The organism is Streptomyces aurantiacus JA 4570, from assembly GCF_000414115.1.
Lineage (GTDB): Bacteria > Actinomycetota > Actinomycetes > Streptomycetales > Streptomycetaceae > Streptomyces > Streptomyces aurantiacus_A.
Genome location: NZ_AOPZ01000306.1, coordinates 18,912 through 40,540, shown reverse-complemented (window position 1 = coordinate 40,540; position 21,629 = coordinate 18,912). Strand labels below are relative to the sequence as shown.

20 protein-coding genes are annotated in these 21,629 nt (G+C 73.0%); 11 read left to right on the top strand and 9 right to left on the bottom strand.

Annotated elements, in window-relative coordinates; translation table 11 throughout:
• The 3 genes from STRAU_RS26850 to STRAU_RS26840 form a co-directional block, all read left to right on the top strand.
• Nucleotides 1–1,228 (top strand): aldehyde dehydrogenase family protein (locus tag STRAU_RS26850; protein WP_037662111.1); only part of this gene is annotated, 1,228 nt, incomplete at its 5' end.
• A gap of 44 nt (nt 1,229–1,272) precedes the next feature.
• Entirely contained in the window at nt 1,273–1,938 is a 666-nt protein-coding gene (locus STRAU_RS26845) for a GntR family transcriptional regulator (RefSeq protein WP_016643538.1), read from the top strand.
• Between the two features lie 135 nt (nt 1,939–2,073).
• Complete coding sequence (locus tag STRAU_RS26840) at nt 2,074–3,339, top strand: alpha/beta fold hydrolase (RefSeq protein WP_016643537.1); 1,266 nt, start codon at nt 2,074–2,076, stop codon at nt 3,337–3,339.
• 3 nt (nt 3,340–3,342) lie between these two features.
• Here STRAU_RS26840 and STRAU_RS26835 read toward each other — a convergent pair whose 3' ends face one another.
• On the bottom strand, nt 3,343–3,810 hold the full coding sequence (locus STRAU_RS26835; protein WP_037662108.1) for an Lrp/AsnC family transcriptional regulator: 468 nt from the start codon (nt 3,808–3,810) through the stop codon (nt 3,343–3,345).
• Between the two features lie 141 nt (nt 3,811–3,951).
• On the opposite strand from STRAU_RS26835, the gene STRAU_RS26830 reads away from it, so the two are divergent.
• The 3 genes from STRAU_RS26830 to STRAU_RS26820 all read left to right on the top strand — a co-directional run bounded on the left by STRAU_RS26830 (nt 3,952) and on the right by STRAU_RS26820 (nt 8,285).
• The gene (locus tag STRAU_RS26830; protein WP_016643536.1) at nt 3,952–5,031 is read left to right on the top strand and encodes an asparaginase; all 1,080 of its coding nucleotides are present in this window, start codon (nt 3,952–3,954) and stop codon (nt 5,029–5,031) included.
• 248 nt (nt 5,032–5,279) lie between these two features.
• A complete protein-coding gene (locus STRAU_RS26825; protein ID WP_016643534.1) occupies nt 5,280–7,607 on the top strand; it encodes a collagenase in 2,328 nt (775 codons plus the stop codon).
• A 225-nt stretch (nt 7,608–7,832) separates the two neighbouring features.
• Entirely contained in the window at nt 7,833–8,285 is a 453-nt protein-coding gene (locus STRAU_RS26820; protein ID WP_016643533.1) for an iron chaperone, read from the top strand.
• 32 nt (nt 8,286–8,317) lie between these two features.
• Here STRAU_RS26820 and STRAU_RS26815 read toward each other — a convergent pair whose 3' ends face one another.
• On the bottom strand, nt 8,318–11,119 hold the full coding sequence (locus tag STRAU_RS26815) for an ATP-binding protein (protein WP_037662105.1): 2,802 nt from the start codon (nt 11,117–11,119) through the stop codon (nt 8,318–8,320).
• A gap of 155 nt (nt 11,120–11,274) precedes the next feature.
• Between STRAU_RS26815 and STRAU_RS26810 the strand changes: the two genes are divergently transcribed.
• Entirely contained in the window at nt 11,275–11,754 is a 480-nt protein-coding gene (locus STRAU_RS26810) for a pyridoxamine 5'-phosphate oxidase family protein (protein WP_016643531.1), read from the top strand.
• Here the strand turns inward: STRAU_RS26810 and STRAU_RS43920 are convergent.
• From STRAU_RS43920 to STRAU_RS26795, 3 genes are all read right to left on the bottom strand, one after another.
• A complete protein-coding gene (locus STRAU_RS43920) occupies nt 11,751–12,149 on the bottom strand; it encodes a hypothetical protein (protein WP_259299990.1) in 399 nt (132 codons plus the stop codon). The genes STRAU_RS26810 and STRAU_RS43920 overlap by 4 nt on opposite strands.
• Before the next feature lie 139 nt (nt 12,150–12,288).
• Nucleotides 12,289–12,714, bottom strand: coding sequence for an RICIN domain-containing protein (locus STRAU_RS26800; RefSeq protein ID WP_016643529.1), 426 nt, complete (start codon nt 12,712–12,714; stop codon nt 12,289–12,291).
• 267 nt (nt 12,715–12,981) lie between these two features.
• Nucleotides 12,982–13,992, bottom strand: coding sequence for a LacI family DNA-binding transcriptional regulator (locus STRAU_RS26795; RefSeq protein WP_016643528.1), 1,011 nt, complete (start codon nt 13,990–13,992; stop codon nt 12,982–12,984).
• A gap of 97 nt (nt 13,993–14,089) precedes the next feature.
• Between STRAU_RS26795 and STRAU_RS26790 the strand changes: the two genes are divergently transcribed.
• Together STRAU_RS26790 and add are read left to right on the top strand one after the other, a co-directional pair.
• The gene (locus tag STRAU_RS26790) at nt 14,090–15,124 is read left to right on the top strand and encodes a nucleoside hydrolase (RefSeq protein WP_016643527.1); all 1,035 of its coding nucleotides are present in this window, start codon (nt 14,090–14,092) and stop codon (nt 15,122–15,124) included.
• Nucleotides 15,121–16,095: an adenosine deaminase gene (add, locus tag STRAU_RS26785; RefSeq protein ID WP_052029297.1), complete on the top strand. Its 975-nt coding sequence runs from the start codon at nt 15,121–15,123 to the stop codon at nt 16,093–16,095. Before STRAU_RS26790 ends, add begins: the two co-directional genes overlap by 4 nt.
• A 114-nt stretch (nt 16,096–16,209) precedes the next feature.
• Here the strand turns inward: add and STRAU_RS26780 are convergent, their stop codons facing one another.
• A complete protein-coding gene (locus STRAU_RS26780; RefSeq protein WP_016643525.1) occupies nt 16,210–16,623 on the bottom strand; it encodes a hypothetical protein in 414 nt (137 codons plus the stop codon).
• A gap of 144 nt (nt 16,624–16,767) precedes the next feature.
• Between STRAU_RS26780 and STRAU_RS26775 the strand changes: the two genes are divergently transcribed.
• Nucleotides 16,768–17,217: a 2-thiouracil desulfurase family protein gene (locus STRAU_RS26775; RefSeq protein WP_037662101.1), complete on the top strand. Its 450-nt coding sequence runs from the start codon at nt 16,768–16,770 to the stop codon at nt 17,215–17,217.
• Here STRAU_RS26775 and STRAU_RS26770 read toward each other — a convergent pair.
• The 3 genes from STRAU_RS26770 to STRAU_RS26760 all read right to left on the bottom strand — a co-directional run bounded on the left by STRAU_RS26770 (nt 17,115) and on the right by STRAU_RS26760 (nt 20,081).
• Nucleotides 17,115–18,575, bottom strand: a complete 1,461-nt coding sequence (locus STRAU_RS26770; RefSeq protein WP_016643523.1) for an NAD(P)/FAD-dependent oxidoreductase — start codon at nt 18,573–18,575, stop codon at nt 17,115–17,117. The two genes, STRAU_RS26775 and STRAU_RS26770, sit on opposite strands and share 103 nt — an antisense overlap.
• The gene (locus STRAU_RS26765; protein WP_016643522.1) at nt 18,575–18,898 is read right to left on the bottom strand and encodes a 2Fe-2S iron-sulfur cluster-binding protein; all 324 of its coding nucleotides are present in this window, start codon (nt 18,896–18,898) and stop codon (nt 18,575–18,577) included. Before STRAU_RS26765 ends, STRAU_RS26770 begins: the two co-directional genes overlap by 1 nt.
• Before the next feature lie 241 nt (nt 18,899–19,139).
• Complete coding sequence (locus tag STRAU_RS26760) at nt 19,140–20,081, bottom strand: LysR family transcriptional regulator (protein ID WP_016643520.1); 942 nt, start codon at nt 20,079–20,081, stop codon at nt 19,140–19,142.
• A 213-nt stretch (nt 20,082–20,294) separates the two neighbouring features.
• Here STRAU_RS26760 and STRAU_RS26755 point away from each other — a divergent pair, with 213 nt between their 5' ends.
• Nucleotides 20,295–21,599, top strand: coding sequence for a cytochrome ubiquinol oxidase subunit I (locus tag STRAU_RS26755; RefSeq protein ID WP_016643521.1), 1,305 nt, complete (start codon nt 20,295–20,297; stop codon nt 21,597–21,599).
• The last annotated feature ends 30 nt before the right edge of the window (nt 21,600–21,629 follow it).

The window sequence follows — 21,629 nt, the reverse complement described above, 5'->3', positions numbered from 1 at the left end:
CCGCTCGGCGGCCCTCGCCGCGATCGCCGCCGCCGTCGAGGGCGCCGCCGACGAGCTGGCCGCACTCGCCGTACGGGAGGTCGGCAAGCCGCTCACCGAGGCCCGCGCCGAAGTGGCGCGGACCGCCGCGATCTGGCGGTACTACGCCCAGGCCCCCTACGAGCCCGTCGGCGCCGTCCACGAGGCGGCCGCCGGGGCCGGGCTGCTGCTGACCCGCCGCCGCCCGCACGGGGTCGCGGGGCTGATCACGCCCTGGAACTTCCCCTTCGCCATCCCGAGCTGGAAGGCCGCCCCGGCGCTCGCGGCGGGCAACGCGGTCGTCCTCAAGCCCGCGCCCGAGGCCACGGCCTGCGCGCTGCGGCTCGCCGAGATCGTCCAACAGGTGCTGCCGGAGCGGGTGTTCACGGTGGTGCCCGGCGGCGCCGCCGAGGGTGCCGCCGTCGCCTCCGCCGCCGACGCGGTCTCCTTCACCGGCTCGACCGGGGCCGGGCAGGCGGTCGCCCGCGCGGCCACCGCCCGCGGCATCCCGGCCCAGGCCGAGATGGGCGGCCTCAACGCGGCGATCGTCCTCCCGGACGCCGACATCGCGCGGGCCGCCACGCACCTGGCCGCCGCCATCGCCGGATACGCGGGACAGAAGTGCACCGCCACCAGCCGGGTGATCGCCGTCGGCGGCGCCGCCGGGCCCCTGCGGGAAGCCCTCGCCGAGGCGCTGCGGAGCATCCCGGTCGGGGACCCGGCCGACCCCGCCACGGTGTGCGGTCCGCTCATCTCCGAGCGGGCCCGCGAGCAGGTCGGTGACGCCTGGGCGGGCCTCTCGCTGCTGGCCGGCGGCACCGTGCCCGAAGGACCCGGCTGGTACGCGGCCCCCACCCTCGCCGAGAAGGTGCCCGCGGACCACCGGCTGCTGCGCGAGGAGGTCTTCGGTCCCGTAGCGGCCCTGCTGACGGCCGCCGACCTGGCCGACGCCGTCCGCATCACCAACTCCGTGCCCTACGGCCTGGTCACCTCGGTGCACACGGCCGACCTCGACGCGACCCTCGGCGCCCTCGACGAGCTGGACACCGGCATGATCCGGATCAACGCGCCGTCCACCGGCGTCGACTTCCACCTGCCCTTCGGCGGCACCAAGGACTCCAGCCACGGCCCGCGCGAACAGGGCCGCGCCGCGCTGGAGTTCTACACCTCCAGCCGCACATACACCCTGTCACCAGGAAAAACCATGTGACATTGTACGATGGCCGGGTCACGTCGCGGCACGAAGGGAAGACCATGGGCCACCTGAAGCAGCGCACCCTCGTCACCGCCAGGGAGCGCCTGCGCGACCAGGTCGCCCACGCCCTGCGGGCCGCCATGATCTCCGGCGAACTCCGGCCGGGCGAGGTCTACTCCGCCCCCGGCCTCGCCGAGGACTTCGGTGTCTCCGCCACCCCGGTGCGCGAGGCGATGCTCGACCTGACCCGCGAGGGCCTGGTCGAGCCCGTCCGCAACAAGGGATTCCGGGTCACCGAGGTCACCGAGAAGGACCTCGACCAGTACACGGAGATCCGTGCCCTGATCGAGATCCCCACGGTCGGCCAGGTCACGCGGACGGCGACCCGCGAAGAGCTGGAGGCGCTGCGGCCGGTGGCCGAGGAGATCGTGCGCGCCGCGCGCGAGCACGACCTGATCGGCTATCTCGAGGCGGACCGGCAGTTCCACCTCTCGCTGCTCGCGCTGTCCGGCAACGACCGCCTCGTGGAGACCGTCGGCGACCTGCGCAAGCGCACCCGTCTGTACGGCCTGAGCACACTGGACGAGCGGGACCGCCTGATCCCGTCCGCCGAGGAGCACCTGGAACTGCTCGAGCTGATGCTGGCGGGCGACGCCGAGGGCGCCGAGGCGTGCATGCGCCGGCACCTGGGGCACGTGCGCTCGCTGTGGGCCAAGGCCGAGTGAGCGTACGCGGGGGCTGTGCACCACGGCACGTCATGCACAGCTGAGGGATCCCTGGGACCGGAGCGCCGCGTCAGGCTCGTCGTACACCACCAGTACCGCGTCATCGCCTACGTCGCATCCGCCCCGAAGGGACCCATGAACCCCGCGTACGCCACCGCCGATCACGTCTTCACCGTCCCCCTGGACCACGCCCGCCCCGACGGCCCGGTCATCGAGGTCTTCGCGCGGGAGGTCGCCGACCGGACCCGGGCGGGGGAGCAGCTTCCCTGGCTGCTCTATCTGCAGGGCGGCCCGGGCGGCAAGTCCCCGCGCCCGTCCGACGGATCGCCCGGCTGGCTCCCGCAGGCCCTGAAGACCCACCGGGTGCTCCTGCTCGACCAGCGCGGCACGGGTCGCTCCACCCCCGTCACCGCGCGCGCCGCCGCCCGGATCGCCGACCCGGCGCGCCTCGCCGCCCACCTCACCCACTTCCGCGCCGACGCGATAGTCGACGACGCCGAACTCATCCGCCACCGACTCTGCGGCGACGAGCCCTGGGAGACCCTGGGCCAGAGCTACGGCGGCTTCGTCACGCTCACCTACCTCTCCCGTGCACCCCACGCGTTGAAGGCGGCGTACGTCACCGGCGGCCTGCCGGGCCTCGACGCGACCGCCGACGACGTGTACGCCCGCACCTATCCCCGAGTCCGCGACCGCGTACGGCAGTTCTACGCCCGCTACCCCGACGACGCGGACCGGCTGCGCCGTATCGCCGACCTGCTCGCCGCCGCCGATGTCCGGCTGCCCGACGGCGACCGTCTCACCGTCCGCCGCCTGCGCGCCCTCGGTCTGGTCTTCGGCATGGGCGACGGCTTCGAGCGGGTGCACTGGCTGCTCGACGAGGCCCTCGACGCCCACGGCGAGCTGAGCGACACCTTCCTCCACCAGGTCATGAACGCCACCGGCTTCACCGACAACCCGCTCTTCGCCGTCCTCCAGGAGACGATCTACGGCCAGGGGGCCACCGCCGGCCGCTGGGCGGCGGACCGCGCCCTGTCCGCCCACCCGGAGTTCGCCGACGACGCGGACCCCCTGCTGCTCACCGGCGAGATGATCTACCCCTGGATGTTCCGGGAGATCAGGGCCCTGCGCCCCTTCGCCGACGCCGCCGACCTCCTGGCCGCCAGGACCGACTGGCAGCCCCTGTACGACCGGACCGCCCTCGCCGCCAACCAGGTCCCCCTCGCCGCCGCCGTCTACTACGACGACATGTACGTCGACGCGGGGCTCTCCCTCGCCACCGCCCGCGAGGTGGGCGCCACCCGCGTCTGGATCACCAACGAGTGGGAACACGACGGCATCACGGCTTCCGGCGGCCGCGTCCTGGCCCGCCTGATGGAGCTGGCACGCGAGGCCGGCTGAGCGTCAGGCCCGCCCGCCGGGGTCGACGGGGAGGCCGCGCGGCTCCTTGACCCGCTTCATGATGATCTGCGAGTTGACCTCCGCGACCCCGTCCAGGGACGTGAGCCGTTCGATCCACAGGCGTTCGTACGCGGCCAGGTCGGCGACCGCGATGCGCAGCAGGCACCCCGGGCTGCCGAAGAGGCGGTACGCCTCGACGACGTCGGGGATGTCCCGCAGCGCCGCCTCGAACGCCTCGACCGTCGCCCGGTCGCGGCGCACCTCGATGGAGACGAGCACCTCGAAACCGCGGCCGACCGCCTCCGGATCGACGACCGCCCGGTAGCCCCGGATCACCCCGTCCCGCTCCAGTTGCCGCACCCGTCGCATACAGGGCGAGGCGCTGAGGCCGACCCGCTGGGCGAGCTCCTGGTTGGTCAGCCGGCCGTCCTCCTGGAGCTCGCGCAAGATGGCGCGATCAATTCGGTCCATGACGCAATGATGAACTACGAACTCCCGGTGCTCCGGGCGGATTTCGACACCCGATTGCGCGGCTTCTCGCCTATCGTTGCGGCGCCACGAGCAGCGGCCGACGGCACCCCCCCCGACCTCATGGAGAGGCAGGCACATCCCATGGCGCACGCGACCCCCCTGACGCACCCGGCGCCTCCGGCGGCCTCTCGGCGGGTCGTCGTCATCAGCACCGGCGGCACGATCGCCAGCCGTTGGCAGGGGACGGGGTACGCCGCCGACGCCTCCGGCAGCGAGGTGCTGGCCGGGGCCGCCGTGCCGCACGGCGTCACACCCGAGGTCGTCGACCTGTTCAACATCAACAGCTCCCGCATGACCTCCGCCCGGCAGCTCGCGCTGTTGCGCGCGGTCCATGAGGCACTCACCGACCCCGGTGTCGCAGGCGTCGTGGTCACCCACGGCACGGACACCCTGGAGGAGTCGGCCTTCCTGCTCGATCTGCACCACGCCGACCCGCGCCCGGTGGTGTTCACCGGCGCCCAGCGCCCGCTCGGCACCGCCGACGGCGACGGTCCCGGCAATGTCTACGACGCCCTTCAAGTGGCCGCTTCCGTGCGGAACTTGGGGGTGCTCGTGGTCTTCGACGGCGCGGTGCACGCGGCGCGCGGCACGGTGAAGACGCAGACCCTCGCGGCCCATCCGTTCGCCGACCCGTCCGAGGGCCGCGTCGGACGGCTCGGGTTCGGCCGCGTCGACATTCACCGGCGGCCCGAGCGATCCGTGCCGCTGCCCCTGCCCGCGACCGGCACGGGGGCCGCCACCCCGGGGTCCGCCGAACTGCCCCGCGTCGACATCGTGACGCACCACTCCGACGCCGACCCGCTGCTCCTGGACGCGGCGGTCGCGGCCGGCGCGCGGGGCGTCGTACTCGTCGCGACCGGGGCGGGCAACGCGACGCCGGAGTTCGTCGGTGCCGTCGCGGCGGCGGTGGCGCGGGGCGTCCTCGTGGCCGTCACGACGCGCGTGCACGCCGGGCCAGTCGCCGAGATCTACACCGGCGGCGGGGCGGTGGACCTGGTCGCGGCGGGCGCGGTCCTGACCGGCACGTTGCGCGCCGGGCAGGCGCGGATCGCGGTGCTCGCGACGCTGCTCGCGGACGTCGCGCCGGAACGGCGGGACACGCTGCTCCGGCGCCTTCTGGGCTACCCGGAAAGCCACCCGGAGTCCGCTCCGGCCGCCTGACCGCTGTCCGCCCGCGTCTCTTTGAGGCACAGTCAGCCGACCGGCAACGCCGCCCAGTTGGGACACAGGTGGATAACGGAGCGCCTGACCTCTTGTCAGTGCAATTTCACATTACTACGTTACGCGTCACATGGCGGACCGCCGACTCGGGGAGCGGGGCCGCCAAGTGCCGTCAGCAACACGGCAGTTGGGCCGAGATCCCGGCCCCGTCCACGTGTTGACCCTCCACCCCCACCTGGGAGCCCTCTGTGTTTCCTTCGAGAACCCTGCGCAGATCACTGCTCACCGTCGCGACGGCGGTGACCCTGTGCGTCACCGCCGCCCCGCTCGGGCTGGCCGACACTCCCTCCGCGTCGCCCGACGCGATACGCCCGGCCGCCGCCCCCGGTCCGGGGGCCGCCGCGCCCGACCCGCACGACAGGGCCGACCGCCTGGCCAAGGCGCCCAAGCCCTCGGCCAAGCAGATCCCCGCCCCGGGCGGCCTCACCGACGGCCGCGTCCCCGGCCCGCGTACGCCCAAGCCCAAGCACAAGTCGGCGGCCGCCGGTTGCACCCTCGACGACGTCACCCGGCTGTCCCCGGAAGCCTTCGCGGACTTCCTCGCCGACCCCGCCGTCACCGCCGACGGCTGTCTGCGCTCACTGATCTGGACCTGGGACCGGCGCCTCGCCCCGGTGATGTCGGACGCGCACGTGCAGGCGGTGTCCCGCCGCATCGGCTCGCTCGCCGCGGGCCACGACGGCAAGAACGGCAGCCACCTCCTGGAGATGTTCACCTACCTGCACGCCGTCGCGTACCACGACTTCTCCCGCGACGAGATCGACGTCACCGACCCGCCGACCGTCGCCGCCATGCGCGCGGCCGTCGACGCCTTCGGCACGGCGGCCCGTACCTTCGACGTGACCCCCGCCAACGCGCAGACGCTGCGCGAGGCCCTGTACGCGGCCGGCGCGCCGGGCCTGCGCCAGCACCAACTGCCCCTGATCAAGCGGGTCCTGAAGACCATGGACGCCGACCGCCCGGCCACCCACAAGGACCGCGCCTGGGCCGGGGCCGCGCTCGCCGCGCTCTCCCTCAACTACCTCGGCGTCTACCCCGGCAACAAGGACACCGCCTTCCACACCGCCGTGGCGGCCGACCCGTCCTACCGCGCCGCGTTCAAGGCGTTCGCGGGCCACACCCACCTCAAGGGCACGGAGAACGACTGGGTGGTGCGCGACGCCCTGCTTGAGTACGGCCGCCTGGGCCAGATCGACGCGATCCGCGCCGAGATCGTCGCCGGCCTCGGCCCGCTGCTCGGCGTCACCGCCCGCAACTTCGGTGACCTCAGCGCCCCGTGGGCGAAGGTCGCCACCTGGCTCGTCGAGTTCGACGCCTGCGCCCCGTACAAGGTGTGCAGGGAGGACATCGAGAAGCGCCTGTTCCCCCGCACGGACAGCTACGGCAAGCAGGGCTCGGACGGGATCGTGGTGCGCTCCGCGCTCGACCGCGCCACCGTCGACCAGCTCTACTACGCGAGCAGGCAGGTCAAGGCGCAGTTCCACCGCGTGGTCGGCTCCCAGGAGCCGCTGGCGGGCGACCCCAACTCCAACCTGCGCGTGGTCCTTTACGCGTCACGCGCCCAGTACGAGAACTTCCAGCCCCTGCTCACCGGCCTGAGCACCGACAACGGCGGCATGTACATCGAGAAGGGCGCCACCTTCTACACGTACCAGCGCCGCGTCCCCCAGGACTCCTCCCTCACCCTCGAAGAGCTGTTCCGGCACGAGTACACGCACTACCTCAACGGCCGCTGGGCGGTGCCCGGCTTCTTCGGCGAGGGCCCCTGGTACCAGGGCGACCGGACCACGGCGATGGACGAGGGCACCGCGGAGTTCTTCGACGGCGCCACCCGCGACGACGGCATCAAGGTCCGCAAGTCCCTGGTCAAGAGCATCATCGCCGACACGGCGAACGGCGGCCCGCGCATGACCGTGAACCAGATCCTGCACGCCACGTACGACGGCGACGGCTTCCGCTTCTACAGCTACGCGGGCACGTTCTTCGAGTACCTGTGGACCGAGCGCCCCGCCCTGCTCAAGGAGATGTACCGGCTGCTGCGCGCCGACAACCCGGCGGGCTTCGACGCCTGGCGCGACCGGCTCGGCAGGGACACGAACCTGCAGCGGGGGTACGACGCGTTCCTCGACCAGCAGATCAAGAACGTCGACGACCTGTTCGTGCCGGACACCAAGTACGTGCCGGTGGAGAAGCTGCACGCCACCTCGTCCGCCCGGGTCCGCGACTCCTTCAAGGCGACGACGGGCATGACACCGCAGTGCGCCCCCGGCGGCTCGAAGGACCGCCCGACCTTCGCCTGCACCGGCCGCGTCACGGCCCGGCTCACCGGCGCGACCAACCCCGACCTCGTCTTCAAGGACATGTCCGAGACGGTCGACTACTTCATCCTCGACCGGTCCAAGAGCGGTGACAACAACCTCACCGACATGAACTGCTCGTTCGGCGAGGTGCAGATCTGGTCCGACGGCCGGGGCGGCACGTCCGACTTCCGCTGCGAGGGACCGCTGCGCGGCTGACCTCCGGCCCGCCGCCCCACCGCCTCGCGACCTGCCCAGCGCCCCAGCGCGCTGGGCAGGCCGAGGTGGGCAGGCGTGCGCGCCGGCACCCACGCGTCGTCCGTGGTGGATTCCGTGGTCAGCACGGAGGCGTCCCGTACCTCCGCCGGGAGAAGCTGTGACCACACCGATCGGGACCGGCAGAACACACCGGGGCGATCGCGACCCACGGCTACGGGAGTCACCATGAGCAGCACGGACAGCAGCAAGTACGAGGGTTTCACGGCGGACGAGCGGGCCGCGATGAAGGACCACGCCCGGGAGCAGAAGAAGGCAGGGCGCGCCGGATCGCGGGCGGACAAGGCGGCGGAGGCGGAGCGGGACGTACTCGCGAAGATCGCCGAGATGCAGGACGCGGACCGGGCCATGGCCGAGCGCGTCCACGCCGTCGTCACGGCCGCCGCCCCGGCCCTCGCCCCGAAGCTCTGGTACGGGATGCCCGCCTACGCGCTGGACGGCAAGGTCCTCTGCTTCTTCCAGAGCGCGGCGAAGTTCAAGGCGCGGTACGCGACGCTGGGGTTCAGCGACCAGGCGAAGCTGGACGAGGGCACGATGTGGGCGGCCGGGTTCGCGCTGACCGAGGTGACGCCCGAGGCGGAGGAGCGGATCGCCGCGCTGGTGAAGCAGGCGGTGAGCTGAGAGCCCGTCCGAGGGCGTGCACCCGGAGCGGGCTACCGGACGGCCGCCGGAGCGAGGCCGAGTTCGGCGAGCGCGGCCGCACCCGCGGCGGCGTGCTCGCCCCCGGCGAGCAGCAGGGTGCGCGCCGACTGGTAGGGGCAGCCGGCCGCGTCGAACGCCGCCGCGGCGGCGAGTTGCCGCGGCAGATCGCCGTCGAGCAGGGCCTCCGCGCGGTCCACCTGGGCGGTGGCGACCGGGTTGCCGACGACCACGGTCCGGGCGGCGTCGATCCGGTCCCGGGCGTCCGGGTGCCCGGCGAGCACCGCCGCCTCCGCCCGCAGCGCCACGTACCAGTGCAGCCAGATCCAGCACACCCACTTCCACACCTGATCCGGCTCCGGCGCGAGGCGCTCCAGGGCCGCCTCCGCGTCGCCGCGGTGGAGCAGGACCGTCGCGTCGAAGACCGCGCCGTAGCCGAGCCGGTGTTCCGCCGCCGTGTCCGCCCGGTCGACGATCGCGAGCCAGGCGGCCCGGGCGTCGTGGTCGCCGCGCAGGCCGTGGATCATGGCGACGGACGCGGCCGCCGCGCCGAGGGACAGCGACTGCTGGCGGCCGCTCTGCTCCCACGCGTCGAGGAACCGCACGCTGCGGGTGCGTACGTCGTCGGCATGCCCGGCGAACGCGTCCGCGACCAGGAGCCAGGCCGTGGCGTGATGGCCCGCCTCGGCGAGCAGCGGGTGGTCGGCGAGCCGCCTGCCCCACTGGCGGGCCTCCGGCAGTTCCCCCACGCCCACCGTGGTTCCGGCGGCCATGGCGAGGGCGTCCATCAGTTCGTGCGTACTGGCGGGGGTGGGCGGCGCGGAAGCCAGGATGTCTATCCGGCGCCGGGCCGCCGCCGCGGTGGCGAAGGACTCACCGGCCCAACTCTGGGCGCCGGAGAGCGCGTCGAGGGCGGCGGACTCCGCCACCGGGTCGCCCGCGCGGCGGGCGAGAGCGACCGCGTGCTCGGCGCGCCCGACCGTCTCCCGCGCGGTGTCGGCGGTGTGGTCCAGGTCCCCTTGGATCGCGCCGAACGCGTCCGCGAGCACCGCCGCCTCCGCCAGCGCCACATCCGCCTCGGCGGCCGGGGCACCGCCGGACAGCTCGCGCGCCTCCGCGACCATGGCGGTCACCTCGTCCACGGGAGGCATCCGCGTGAACGACGTGGAGAAGCGGTACGCGACGGTGGCGGCGGCCGCCAGATCGCGGCCCGCGCCGACGCCGTCCCCGGCCCGCCGGGCGGCGTCCGCCGCGGCACGGTGCAGGCGGAACATGTCGTCACCGAGCCTGCGGCACCCGGCCACCGCGGCGGCGTGCCGCAGTGCCACGGCACCGGTGGCGTCGTCGGCGAGCCGGGCGGCTTGCTCGTACCGCTCCTGTGCCTCGCCGAGCAGATTGCGGGTGAACGCCAACTCGGCCAGGGACAAGGCGAGACGGTGGGCGTCCGCGCGCCGGCGCGGCTGGTCGGCCGCCCAGGTGAGCGCCGCCCGGAGGTCGTCCGCCAGGGCGTCGAACCGGGCGCGCCAGTCCGCGCCCGAGGCGTCCCCGAGTGCGGTCGCGCCGGCCAGGCACCAGTCCAGGTGGCGGGAGCGGACAGTGTCCGGTTCACGGGCGTCGGCGAGCCGTTCCGTCCCGTACTGCCGGATGGTCTCCAACGCCTGGTACCGGGTGCCGGACGCGGACGGAACCACGGTGAGCAGGCTCTGTTCGGCGAGTCTGCCGAGCCCGTCGGCGACCGCGCCCGGATCCAGCGGCGCGAACCCGGCGACCTCGGCGGCCGCCGCCGCGGTGAACGGCGCGACGAACACCGCCACCCGGTGCAGCAGCGCCTGATCCCGCGGCTCCAGCAGGTCGTGGCTCCAGTCGAGCACGGCCCGCACCGACCGGTGCCGGTCGTCGGCGCGGGCGCCGCCGGTGAGGATCCGCAGCTGATCGGCGAGGCCGTCCGCGAGGCCGTCGAGCCCGAGCGTGGACCACCGCGCCGCCGCCAGCTCGATCGCCAGCGCCATGCCGTCGAGCCGCTCGCAGATGGACACGACCCCCTCGCTCACCGCCGGGCCCGGGGGCCAGCCGACCGCCGCCGCCCGGTCCATGAACAGGGCCACCGCCTCCGACTCGTCGCCGCCGGCCCGCGACAGCGGCGGGACCGGGAAGATCCGTTCGAACGGCACCATCAGCCGGGCCCGGCTCGTCGCGAGCACCCGCACGCGTGGACAGGACGTCAGGAGCCGTTCGAGGAACGGAGCCACCCCGTCGCGCACCTGCTCGCAGTTGTCGAGCACCAGCAGTGCCTGACGGTCCGCCAGCGCGGCGAGCAGGGCGTCGTCGATGCCGAGCCCGGGCTGCTCGCCCACGCCGGCGGCCGCCGCGACCGCCGCCCCCACGCGCTCGGGGTCCGTGACCGAGACCAGGTCGATGAACCACACCCCGTCGGCGAACTCGGCGGCCACGTCCGCCGCCACGGCCAGCGCGAGCCGCGTCTTGCCCACTCCGCCCGGGCCGACGGCGGCCACCAGCCGGTGGGCCCGCACCGCCTCGGCCAGCTCGCCGCGCTCCCGCGCCCGGCCGATGAACGAGGTCAGCGGTGCCGGCAGGGCCGGGGCCGGGCGCGCCTGTTCCGCGGGTGCGCGTTCGGCCGCGTGCCGGGACAGCGCCCGCCGGTCCGGCACCTCCAGCTTGCGCAGCAGCGAGGAGACGTGCGACTCGACGGTGCGTACGGAGATGAACAAGCGCGCGGCGATTTCCGCGTTGCTGAGGTGCTCCCCGAGCAGCGCGAGCACTTCGGCTTCCCGAGCCGAGATCACTGGTGTCGACACCGCCTCATTATCCGTGGCGGCTTCCGTGGTCAGCACGGAGGCGGCCCGCACCCCCGCCGGGAGAGGCTCGGACCACAGCGATCAAGCCCGACAAGGGCGTTCGGCCCGCTGGAGGGCCGCTGCATACGCGAGCACCACTGCATACCGGAGGACCGATGAAGACCGCACCCCGCCCCCGTGCCCGGCGCCGCCGCGACACCGAGCACCGGCTCACCCACGACGTCGACGTCTGGGTGGCCACCGCCTCGCCGGACGGCGCGCCGTACCTGGTGCCGCTGTCCTTCGACTGGGACGGCGAGACGCTCCTGTTGGCCACCCCGGCGGACAGCCCGACCGGCAGGAACCTGGCCGCGACGGGGACCGCCCGACTCGGGCTCGGCTCCACCCGCGACGTGTCCATGATCGACGGCGAGGTCGAGGTCTTCGAGATCGACGCGCTGCCGCGGCAGCGGGCCGAGAGGTTCGCCGCGCGCACCGGCTTCGACCCGCGCGTACCGGCCACGCCCTACCGCTGGTTCCGCATCACTCCGCGTCGCGTCCAGGCGTGGCGGGAGGAGAACGAACTGCGCGGCCGCGAGCTGATGCGCGACGGCGACTGGCTGGTCCGGCACTCCGACCCGTCGGACAGCCCCTAGGAAACGCCCTCGGCGCCCTCGGTCTCGTCCTCGTCCGGGTGCAGGGCGTCGAGGATGAGGGAGATGCCGAAGGTGAACTCGTCGGCGTAGGCGTAGCCCGGCTTGAGGACGTGCTCCGTGGCGAGTTCGGTGAGATGGGGGTAGGCGTCGGCGGGCATCTCCCGCAGGATGGCGCCCGCGACCTCGTCCAGCCCCGCCGAGTCGCTGAACGGCAGGCTCACCTCCCCGGTGGACCGTGGTGCGCGGCAGGGCCTGCCCGTGTGCAGCCGACACGTGGGCGACCCGGTGCTGGCCGGCAACCGGACGCGCCGGGTGGACTTCGCGCTGTTCATGGTGGAGGCGCTCACCGACGACGCGCTCGTCCAGGAGGCACCGGCCATCGTCGGCTGCCGCACGCCCAGCGCCCTCGCCCACGCCCAGCGCCCTCGCCCACGGCCACGCCTGGAGCGTGTCGGCGCCCGGTGTGGCATCGCCCGGAAGCCGTACGCCTGCAGGGAGAAGTCGAGCGATGCGTCGACGCCCTCAAGCACTTCCTCAGCCGAGGCGGAACTGCTGGTGGTGCTTGTTCTCGTCGGTCCACTGGACGAGCTTGCCGCCGTCCGTCCTGTCCTCGCTGAGGATGGAGAGGACCTTGCCGCTGTGCCGGGCCTCCAGGGCGAAGTAGCCGTCGTCCTTCTGGACGAGCTTCCACTCCTGGTTCGGCCTGTTCCCCAGGGGCCACTGGATGACCGGGGTGCCGTTGTCGATCTTCTCGCTGTCGACCGACATCGGCTTGCCGCTGTGGACGGCGCGGACGATGTAGTAGCCGCCGGTGGTCGCCTCCAGGTTCCACTTCTGGTGATCGCGGTCCGCGTATGCCCACTGGATGATCGCGGCGCCGTCGGTCTTCTTCTCACCGTCGACGGACACGGCCTTGTCACTGTGGCGGGCGATCAACGTGGCGGTGAAAACGGCTGTCATGGCGCCTCCTCCACGATGTCTTCCAGGGGTCTGGAGAACTGCGTCCACCCTGCCCGCCCACAACGATGTCCCGCAGGCAATGACCCAAAACGTCCGAAAAGCGCACCATCTGCTTTCGGCCGGACCTCGCCGAGACGATCAGCGGACTTGCCCACCCGATCCCGCTCTGCGGGACCCGAGCGGGCCAATCCGCCGCGCGTCGAGAGCCAACCGGCCCCTCATCCGAACCATCGGACACGCCCTAGTGACTGTCCGGAAGGCCCGTTCTCAACCGCTCCCGCACCCGCAACTGCGCCGCACGATCAGGGACGCGGGCGGCACGGCCTCGGCGGAGGCGCTGTCGGCACCGTCGAGCAGCACGCCGACGGCGCGTCGCGCCATGGCCCGCAGGGGCTGTTCTGCGACGGTCAGGGCGGGGGCGGTGTGGGCGCTGTCGGGGGTCCCGTCGAGGCTGACGACGGCGAGCCCGCCGGGTACGGACAGTCCGGCGGCCGAGGCGCCCGCGAGCACCCCGATGGCCTGTTCGTCGGTGGCGGTGATCAGTGCCGGGGGCATGGCGCCGCGGGCGACGAGGTCCCGGGTCAGTGCGGCCGCGGCGGCCCGCGCGTAGGCGCAGCGCAGGAGCGTGTCGTCGGTGCGGCCGACGGCGGACTCCCAGGCCGCGCGGCGGTGGCCGACGGGGCCCGCGTCGTGGGGGCCGGCGAGGAAGGCGACGCGGTCGTGGCCGTGGGAGCGCAGGTGGGTCACCGCCGTGTGCACGGCGGCGTCGTTGTCGGCGCTCACCACGGGGGAGTGGCCGGACGCGGGCCGGTTGTGTACGTAGACGGCGGGGACGCCGGCCGCCTCGGCCTCGGCGGCCACGTCGGCGCCGCCGTCCGCGGAGACGATCACGAGGCCGTCGACCTGAGCGGCGAGGAAGCGTTCCACGAGGTCCTGTTGGCGGTCCGCCGAGTAGTCGGCGTTGCCCGTCAGCGTGAGTTTGTCGCGCGCACCGAGGGCTCGCTCGATGTGCCGGGCCAGGGCACCGAAGTAGGGATTGGACGCGTCGGCGAGGACGAGCCCGACGACACCGGTGGTGCGTGAACGCAGGGCGCGGGCGACGCGGTTGGGGCGGTAGTTGAGCTCGGCCGCCGCGGCGAGCACCCGCTCCCGCTCGCGGGTCGCGGCGGCGACCGGGCGGGGGCCGTTGTTCATCACGTAACTGACCACCGCTGTCGAGGCCCCGGCCCTGCGGGCCACGTCGGTCAGGGTGGCCGCTCTGGCTGCTCGCTTCGTCATGATCCTTGCATTCTGGCATCTAAACGTTTAGACATGGGGGCCGGGCGGCGCACCTCGTACGCCGTCTCGTACACCTCGGACGAAGGGAACACGGTCCGTGCCTGCTCTTCCGCTGGTCATCGACACCGACACCGGATCCGACGACGCGGTCGCGCTGCTGCTGGCGGCCGCCGGCGGACTCGGCGATGTCCGGGCCGTCACCACCGCGGCCGGGAACGTTCCGCTCGCCACCGGCACCCGCAACGCCCTCATCTCCCTGGAGACCGCGGGGCGCGCCGACATACCCGTGTATCCGGGCTGCGCACGCCCGCTGGTGCGGAGCCTGTCCAGTGCGCAGCATGTGCACGGTGAGGACGGGATGGGGGACATCGGTCTGCCCGAACCGGCGCGCGCCCCGGAGCCGCCGCACGCGGTCGACGTCCTGCTCGGCCTGCCCCGCGACCACCCCGGCGAGCTGACACTCGTCACGCTCGCCCCGCTCACCAACATCGCCGCTGCGCTGACGCGTGATCCGCTGCTGTTCACCCGCTACCGGCACGTCTACTGCATGGCAGGCGCGGCCGACACGCGAGGGAACGTCTCGCCCACGGCCGAGTTCAACGTGTGGGCCGATCCCGAGGCCGCGCGGATCGTCACCCGGGCCGCCACGCCCGACAAGGTGACCTGGATCGGCTGGGACGTCTCCCGCAAGGACGCCGTCATGACCCCGGAGGACCAGCGGCGCCTGGAGCGCCTCGGCACTCCCATGGCGACCTTCGCCCATCGCGTCAACCGCACCGTGGCCGACTGGGCCCGCGACGTCACCGGCCTGGCCGGATACGACCTGCCCGACCCCGTCGCCATGGCCGTCGCCCTGCGGCCCGAACTGATCACGGAGCGGGAACAGGCGTACGTGGACATCGCCGTGGGCGACGAGACCCGGGGACAGATGATCATCGACCGTCGCAGGACCGCGCCCGCGCCCAACCTGACCCTGGTGCGGCGCGTGGACGAAGTCGGGTTCAAGGGGCTTCTGTTCGACGCGCTGGCTCGCCGGATTCCGGCCTCGGTGCCGCCGGGCGCGCGCCGAGGTTTCGGCCTCGCTCCGCTGTCCGCCGCGCCTGCCGCCCCCTCACCGGGAAGCCGCCGATGAACTCCAGCGAGCCGACCCCCGCCCTCATTCCCTCCCGCGCTCCTGTGCCGCGGTACGAACTGCACTGTCACCTGGACGGTTCCGTGCGGCCCGGAACGGTCGCCGACCTCGCTCGCGAGCAGGGCGTCCTCCTGGACGGGCCCGTGGAGGAGTTGGTGATCGCCCCGCGCGACTGCGGCAGCCTCACCCGGTTCCTCACCTACATCGACGTCCCCTTGCGGGTGCTCCAGACGCCCGCCGCCCTCACCCGCGCGGCACGCGAACTCGTCGAGGACTGGAGCGCCGACGGTGTCGTGTACGGCGAGGTCCGCTTCGCCCCGCAACTGCACGGCCGCCGCGGCATGACGCTGGACGACGCCGTGCGGGCCGTCGCCGGGGGCCTGGCCGCGGGGCGGCGGGACACCGGCGTACGGACCGGACTCCTGCTGTGCTGTCTGCGCCACCAGTCCCCGGACGAGAGCCTCGCCGTCGCCGAGACCGCCCTGCGTCATCGCGAGGCGGTCGTCGGACTCGACCTCGCCGGTGACGAGAGGCTGCACGGCGGGCGCCCGCACCGTGCCGCGTTCGATCTCGCCCACGCGGCCGGGCTCCCCTGCACGGTGCACGCCGGGGAGGCCGCGGGGCCCGCGAGCATGTGGGAGGCGATCGATGTCCTCGGCGCCCGACGCATCGGCCACGGGGTCCGCTGCGCCGGCGACGGCGCGCTCCTCGACCGCCTGCGGACCGACCGCGTCGCCCTGGAGATGTGCCCCACCAGCAACGTGCAGACCGGCGCCGTCCCCGGCCTCGCCGCCCACCCCGCCACCCGCCTCCTGGCCGCCGGGCTCCCGGTCACCATCAGCACCGACACCCGCACCACGTCCGCGACGTCACTCACCCACGAGTTCGACGCCCTGCGGCGCGGCGCCGCTTGGACCACCAGGGAGGAGGCCCGCACCCAAGAACACGCCGCCCGGGCCGCGTTCGCGTGACGGCGCGGGAGTTGCTGGGGGCGTCGCCCCATGTCCGGTTCTTTCAGCCGGACTTGTTCACGTGGCGGCCGCCCCGGATCACCCCGCCCCCGCGGCGGCCGACCTTCCTGGCGGCTACTTGCCGACCGGGGAGACCGCGATGCAACCGGCCACGACGTTCTCGCCGGATGCCTCCTTGATGACCTTGCCCTTGTAGATCACCTTGCAGGTGAGGTCGGAGCCCGTCGGGTCCGTCGAGATGGGGACGACGGTGGGCGGTGTGATGCCGCGCAGCGTCACCGTCTTCTTCCACGGCAACTTCGGGTCGGCTTCCTTCTCCAGCTTCGGGTTGGCCGCGGAACCGCCGCCCGCGGCGAACTCGATCTCGTCGACGCTCTTGCCGGAGACCTCGTAGGTCACCTGGTACTTCTCGTTGACGGCCTTGTCGACGGCGTCGACGGCCTCCTCAGCCTCGGAGCAGGCGGCGAGGCTCAGCGCGAGTCCGGCGGCGGCGAGGGCGCACGCGGCGGTGCGGATGTGTCGGTGCATGTCGGCAGGGAACAGTAAAGGGCTCGCAAAGTCAATTTGTTGTCGAGCGGTAACCGCAGTTCAGGGAGCGGTCAAGGGGCGTGCCAGAGCCCTGTGGTGGGACTCGGGGCACGGCAGCGGCGGGCTCCCGCATAGCCTGACGGCATGGAAGCAGTGTTGGTCAGCGCGTGCCTGCGCGGAGTGCCCTGCCGCTACGACGGGCGGCACAAGGCGTCCCCCGAGTTCGACGAGGCCGTGGCCGGTCGTGCGGTCGTCTCCTTCTGTCCGGAAGTCGCGGGCGGCCTCGCCACGCCGCGCCGGCCCGCCGAGCTCGTCGGCGGTGACGGACACGACGTGCTGGACGGGACGGCGCGGGTCGTCGAGGACACGGGGCGTGACGTGACGGCGGAGTTCGTCGCCGGAGCGCACCGCGCGCTCGCGGCGGCGCGGCACGGGGGCTGCGCGGAGGCGCTGTTGATGCCGCGCAGCCCCTCGTGCGGCCGGGGCGCGGTCTACGACGGGTCGTTCGCCGGGGGGCTGGTGTCGGGCGACGGGGTGACGTCGGCGCTGCTGGAGCGGCACGGCATCACCGTGCGGTCCGCCCCCGGAGTGTGACGCGGCCTGCCCGGCGTGGGGTGTGCGAGGTGGCCCCTGAGCGTGAACCCGGGTGCCGTGGCATAGTCCGGGGTCACCTTGATTGCCCTGCCCAGGAGTTGACGGGCCGCCAGGTGGTCGGCGGGGCGGTTGACGGACTCGACCGCCAGGAGGTCCGCACCCCGGAAGAGGAGCACCGAGAACGCGCCGGAGTTCACGTCGCCGAGTACCACCTCCGTATCGTGGCCGCCTCCGTCGGTAACTCCCGTGATCTGGAGCCTTGTTGAGAACTGGTCGCTCCAGAACCAGGGCAGTTCGTCGTAGGCGCGGGTCGTCGACCCGGTGATCCGCTCGGCGGCGAGCCGGGCGTGGCCGACGGCGTTCTGCACCGATTCGAGCCGCAGCAGGTTCCCGGAACGCACCTGCGGGAACGCCGCGCAGTCCCCGATGGCGGAGATGCGCGGATCGCCGGTCAGCAGGCGGGAGTCGACGGTGATGCCGCCGTTCACCGCGAGACCGGCCGCCGCGGCCAGTTCCGTGCGCGGGGTGACGCCGACGCCGACCAGGACCAGGTCGGCGGGCAGCCTGCGCCCGTCGGCCAGCTCCACCGACGCCACGCGCCCGCGCCCGTCGCCGTGCAGGGCCGCGACGCCCCGGCCGAACAGGAACCGGGTGCCCTCCTCGCGGTGCAGCCGCGTGAAGTGGCCGGCGGTGGGCGCCGAGACGGCCCGGGCGAGCGGACGGTCGAGCGCTTCGACGACCGTCACCTCGCAGCGCGCACGCCCGGGCACCCGCGCCGTCGGGCGGCCTGTCCCCCGAGCCGTCGAACCCCCGGACCCCCGAGCCGTCGCACCCTCCGGCTCCGGCACCACCGAGCGTGCCACGGAGGCGAATTCGAGGCCGATGAACCCCGCGCCCACCACCACCGCGCGCCGGGCGGTGGCGAGCGCCGCCCGCAGCTCGGCGGCGTCCTGCTCGGTACGCAGGGTGTGCACGCCGCGCAGCCCGGCACCCTGCACGTCGAGCGCCCGCGGCCGCGCGCCCGTGGCCAGGACGAGATGGCCGTACTCGTACGAGGAGCCGTCGGCGAGCCGGACCGTGCGGGCGGCCCGGTCGATCTCCGTGACGGTGCCGCCGACCAGGTCGATCGACTGGCGTACGTAGTACGTGGCGGGCCGCAGCCAGAGCTGGGACTGGTCCGCCTCGCCCGTGAGGTACGCCTTGGACAGCGGCGGACGCTCGTACGGAAGGGCGTCCTCGGCGCTGATGAGCGTGACGGATCCCCGGTAGCCGTGCTCGCGCAGGGACACCGCCGTCTGGTGGCCGCCCTGTCCGGCGCCCACGACGACCACGGACGCGGGGTGTGTGCTGTTGGTCATCAGTACTGCCGTTCCGGGAGGTGGACGATCAGGCCGTCCATGTCGCTCGTCACCTTGAGCTGGCAGCTCAGGCGGCTGTTGGGGCGGCGCGGGCAGGCGGTGAAGCCGAGCATGTCGTCCTCGTCCGGGCGCGCGGGCTCCAGCTGGTCGAGGTGCGCCTCGTCCACGTAGACGTGGCAGGTGGCGCACTGCGCGTGGCCGGCGCACTGGGCGACGATGCCGTCGACGTCGTTGAAGACGGCGCCGCGCATGACGCTCGTGCCGACGGCGACGTCGATGGTGCGCGCGGTGCCGTCGGTGGCGACGTAGGTGATTTTGGGCATGCCGGAACTCCTCGGTACTCCGTGACGGCGTCCGGCCGCGCGTGCGGGGCGCGCCAGGGCACGGACAGCGGTCAGCTGGGAACAAGTGGAATCGGTGCAAGGGGGAGGGCGCCGCCGGTGGCCGGTGGGGGACGCGACACCCCTGCCAACCCGCCCTCATCTGTCGGCCGTTCGGACACGCGACGTCCTCGGCCGGGGATGCGGCGGCGCGTTGGAACGTACCAGAGGAGTTACCGGCGCGCTAGGACACGCCCTGGGCGGGGTCGTGCGAGTGCAAGGGGCGCCGGTGGGGGAGCCGGTGGGTCATGAAGGGCCGGTCGGTGGTGAACTCCCGGAACTTCAGGGCGGCTTCGGAGAGGTAGGCGTCGCGGTTCCGGACCAGGGTCAGCACCCGGTGGCAGCCGGGGGCGTCCAGGTGCAGCCAGGCGACCGGCACGCGGGTCTCCATGCCGGCCTGGCGGGACATCGCCGGGATGAGTCCGATGCCGAGTCCCGCGCTGATCATGTCCTGGCTGGCGCCCGGTTCGTCGCCCTCGCAGGACAGCCGCGGCGTGAGCCCCTCGGCCGTGAACAGCTGGTCGAGGAGGGTGCGCTGCCACTGGCCCGGGCGGGTGGTGACGAAGGGCTCGTCGGCGATCTCGGGGATCGTCACGCTCTCCCGCCCATCGAGCCAGTGCCCGGGCGGAACCGCGAGCAGCACCTCCTCGCGGGCCAGCTCGACCGACTCCAGGTTCGTGCCGGTCAGCGGCTGCGAGGCCACGCAGAAGTCGACCTCTCCGGCGCGCAGTTGGCGGGACATCTCCGCCGCGTCCGACTGGTAGAGGCGCACGTCGGCGTCGGGGTGGTCGGCCCGGAAGCTGCCGAGGAGATGGGTGACCGTGAGCAGGGTCTCGGAGGCGACGCTGACCCGGCCGAGCCCGCTGTCACGGGCGTCGCGCAGGGCCCTGCAGCCGTCGTCGAGCTCGCTCAGGGCGCGGTCGACATGGCGCAGGAACATCGCGCCGTACGGGTTGAGCCGGATGCGGCGGCCCTGCCGGTCGAAGAGCGGGGTGCCGAGCTCGGCCTCGAGACGCGCCAGGGTGCGGCTGAGCGAGGGCTGCGCTATGCGCAGCTCCTCCGCCGCCCGGCTGATGTGCTCGAAGCGGGCGACGGTCTGGAAGTAACGCAACTGCAGAAGATCCACGGTCCACCTTCACTGCTGACGGTCCACCATCACTTATGTCTGCCGAGGCATTTTCACATAGCGAAACCGGTCTTGGAATGCATAAGCGATTCTCCCTACGGTCTTCAGCGGGGTCACCGCACAGGTGACGGGCAATGGCGCCCGGCACCTGCACACGCGAAGCGGTGGCCCCGCATCCGTCCCGTCCCCGCCCTCCTCCAGGAAGGTCGCACCATGAGCGCTGCGGATCTGGCCCGACTCCAGTTCGCGGCCACGACCGGCATCCACTGGCTGTTCGTGATCCTCACCATGGGGCTCGTCCCGCTTGTGGCGATCATGCACACCCGGGCCGCGTTCACCCGTGATCCCGCCAAGAAGGCCGTCCGGGAGCGCATGACGCGCTTCTGGGGCCAGCTCTACGTCATCAACTACGCGGTCGGCATCGTCACCGGTCTCGTCATGGAGTTCCAGTTCGGGCTCAGTTGGAGCGGCCTGAGCAAGTTCGCGGGCAATGTCTTCGGCGCGCCGCTGGCCCTGGAGACCCTCATCGCCTTCTTCGCCGAGTCCACCTTCCTCGGCATGTGGATCTTCGGTTGGGGCCGCATGCGCAGGGGTGTGCACGTCACGCTCATCTGGCTGGTCGCCCTGACCGCGTACGCCTCCGGGTACTGGATCCTGATCGCCAACGGCTTCATGCAGCATCCGGTGGGCTACGAAGTGCGCGACGGCGCCGCCTACTTGACCGACTTCGGGGCGCTGCTCACCAACTCCAGCGCCCTGGTGGCCCTCGGCCACATCGCCCTTGCCGCGCTGACGACGGGCGGCGTCTTCGTCGCCGGGGTCAGCGCCTGGCACTTCCTGAAGGGCACCGAGGAAACCGAGCTGTTCCGAGGCTCCCTGCGCCTCGGGCTGTGGGTGTCCATGCTCGCCTCCTTCTTCGTCGTGATCGTCGGCGAGATGCAGCGGCCCGTGATCGAGCGGACCCAGCCCATGAAGCACGCAGTCCTGGAGAACAGCGGCGTCGCCGAGCTCCAGGCCCGGCTCGTCAAGGAGCACGGGCCCGGCGACTACGTGCCCTGGCAGGACACCCTGCGGATCTCGATGGACGTCATGACGATCATCGGCAACACCGTGTCCACCATCACGATCGTCGCCCTCGTCCTGCTGTGGAAGGACCGGCTGATCCGCTGGCGGTGGGCCTCCTGGCTGCTGGTGGCGACGGTCCCGTTCCCCTTCATCGCCTCCGCGGGCGGCTGGGTCGTCCGTGAGGTGGGGCGCCAACCCTGGCTGGTCTACGGCGAGTTGACGGTCGAAGACGCCCTCTCCCAGGTCGGTACGGCCTCCTTGGCGGTGTCCTGCACCGTGTTCATCGCGGTGTTCGTCGCGCTGGCGGCGACGAACTGGACCCTCATCACCCGCTTCGCCCGCCGCGGCCCCGACGCCACCCAGCTCGGCGCGACCGAGCCGCTGCCCGACGACGTGCCCGAGGGGCCCGGCGCGGGCGGCGCCGACGAGCGGCAGCGGGTCCCCGCCTTCTGAGCCGCCCGGAACCGTATGCAGAGCTGAACT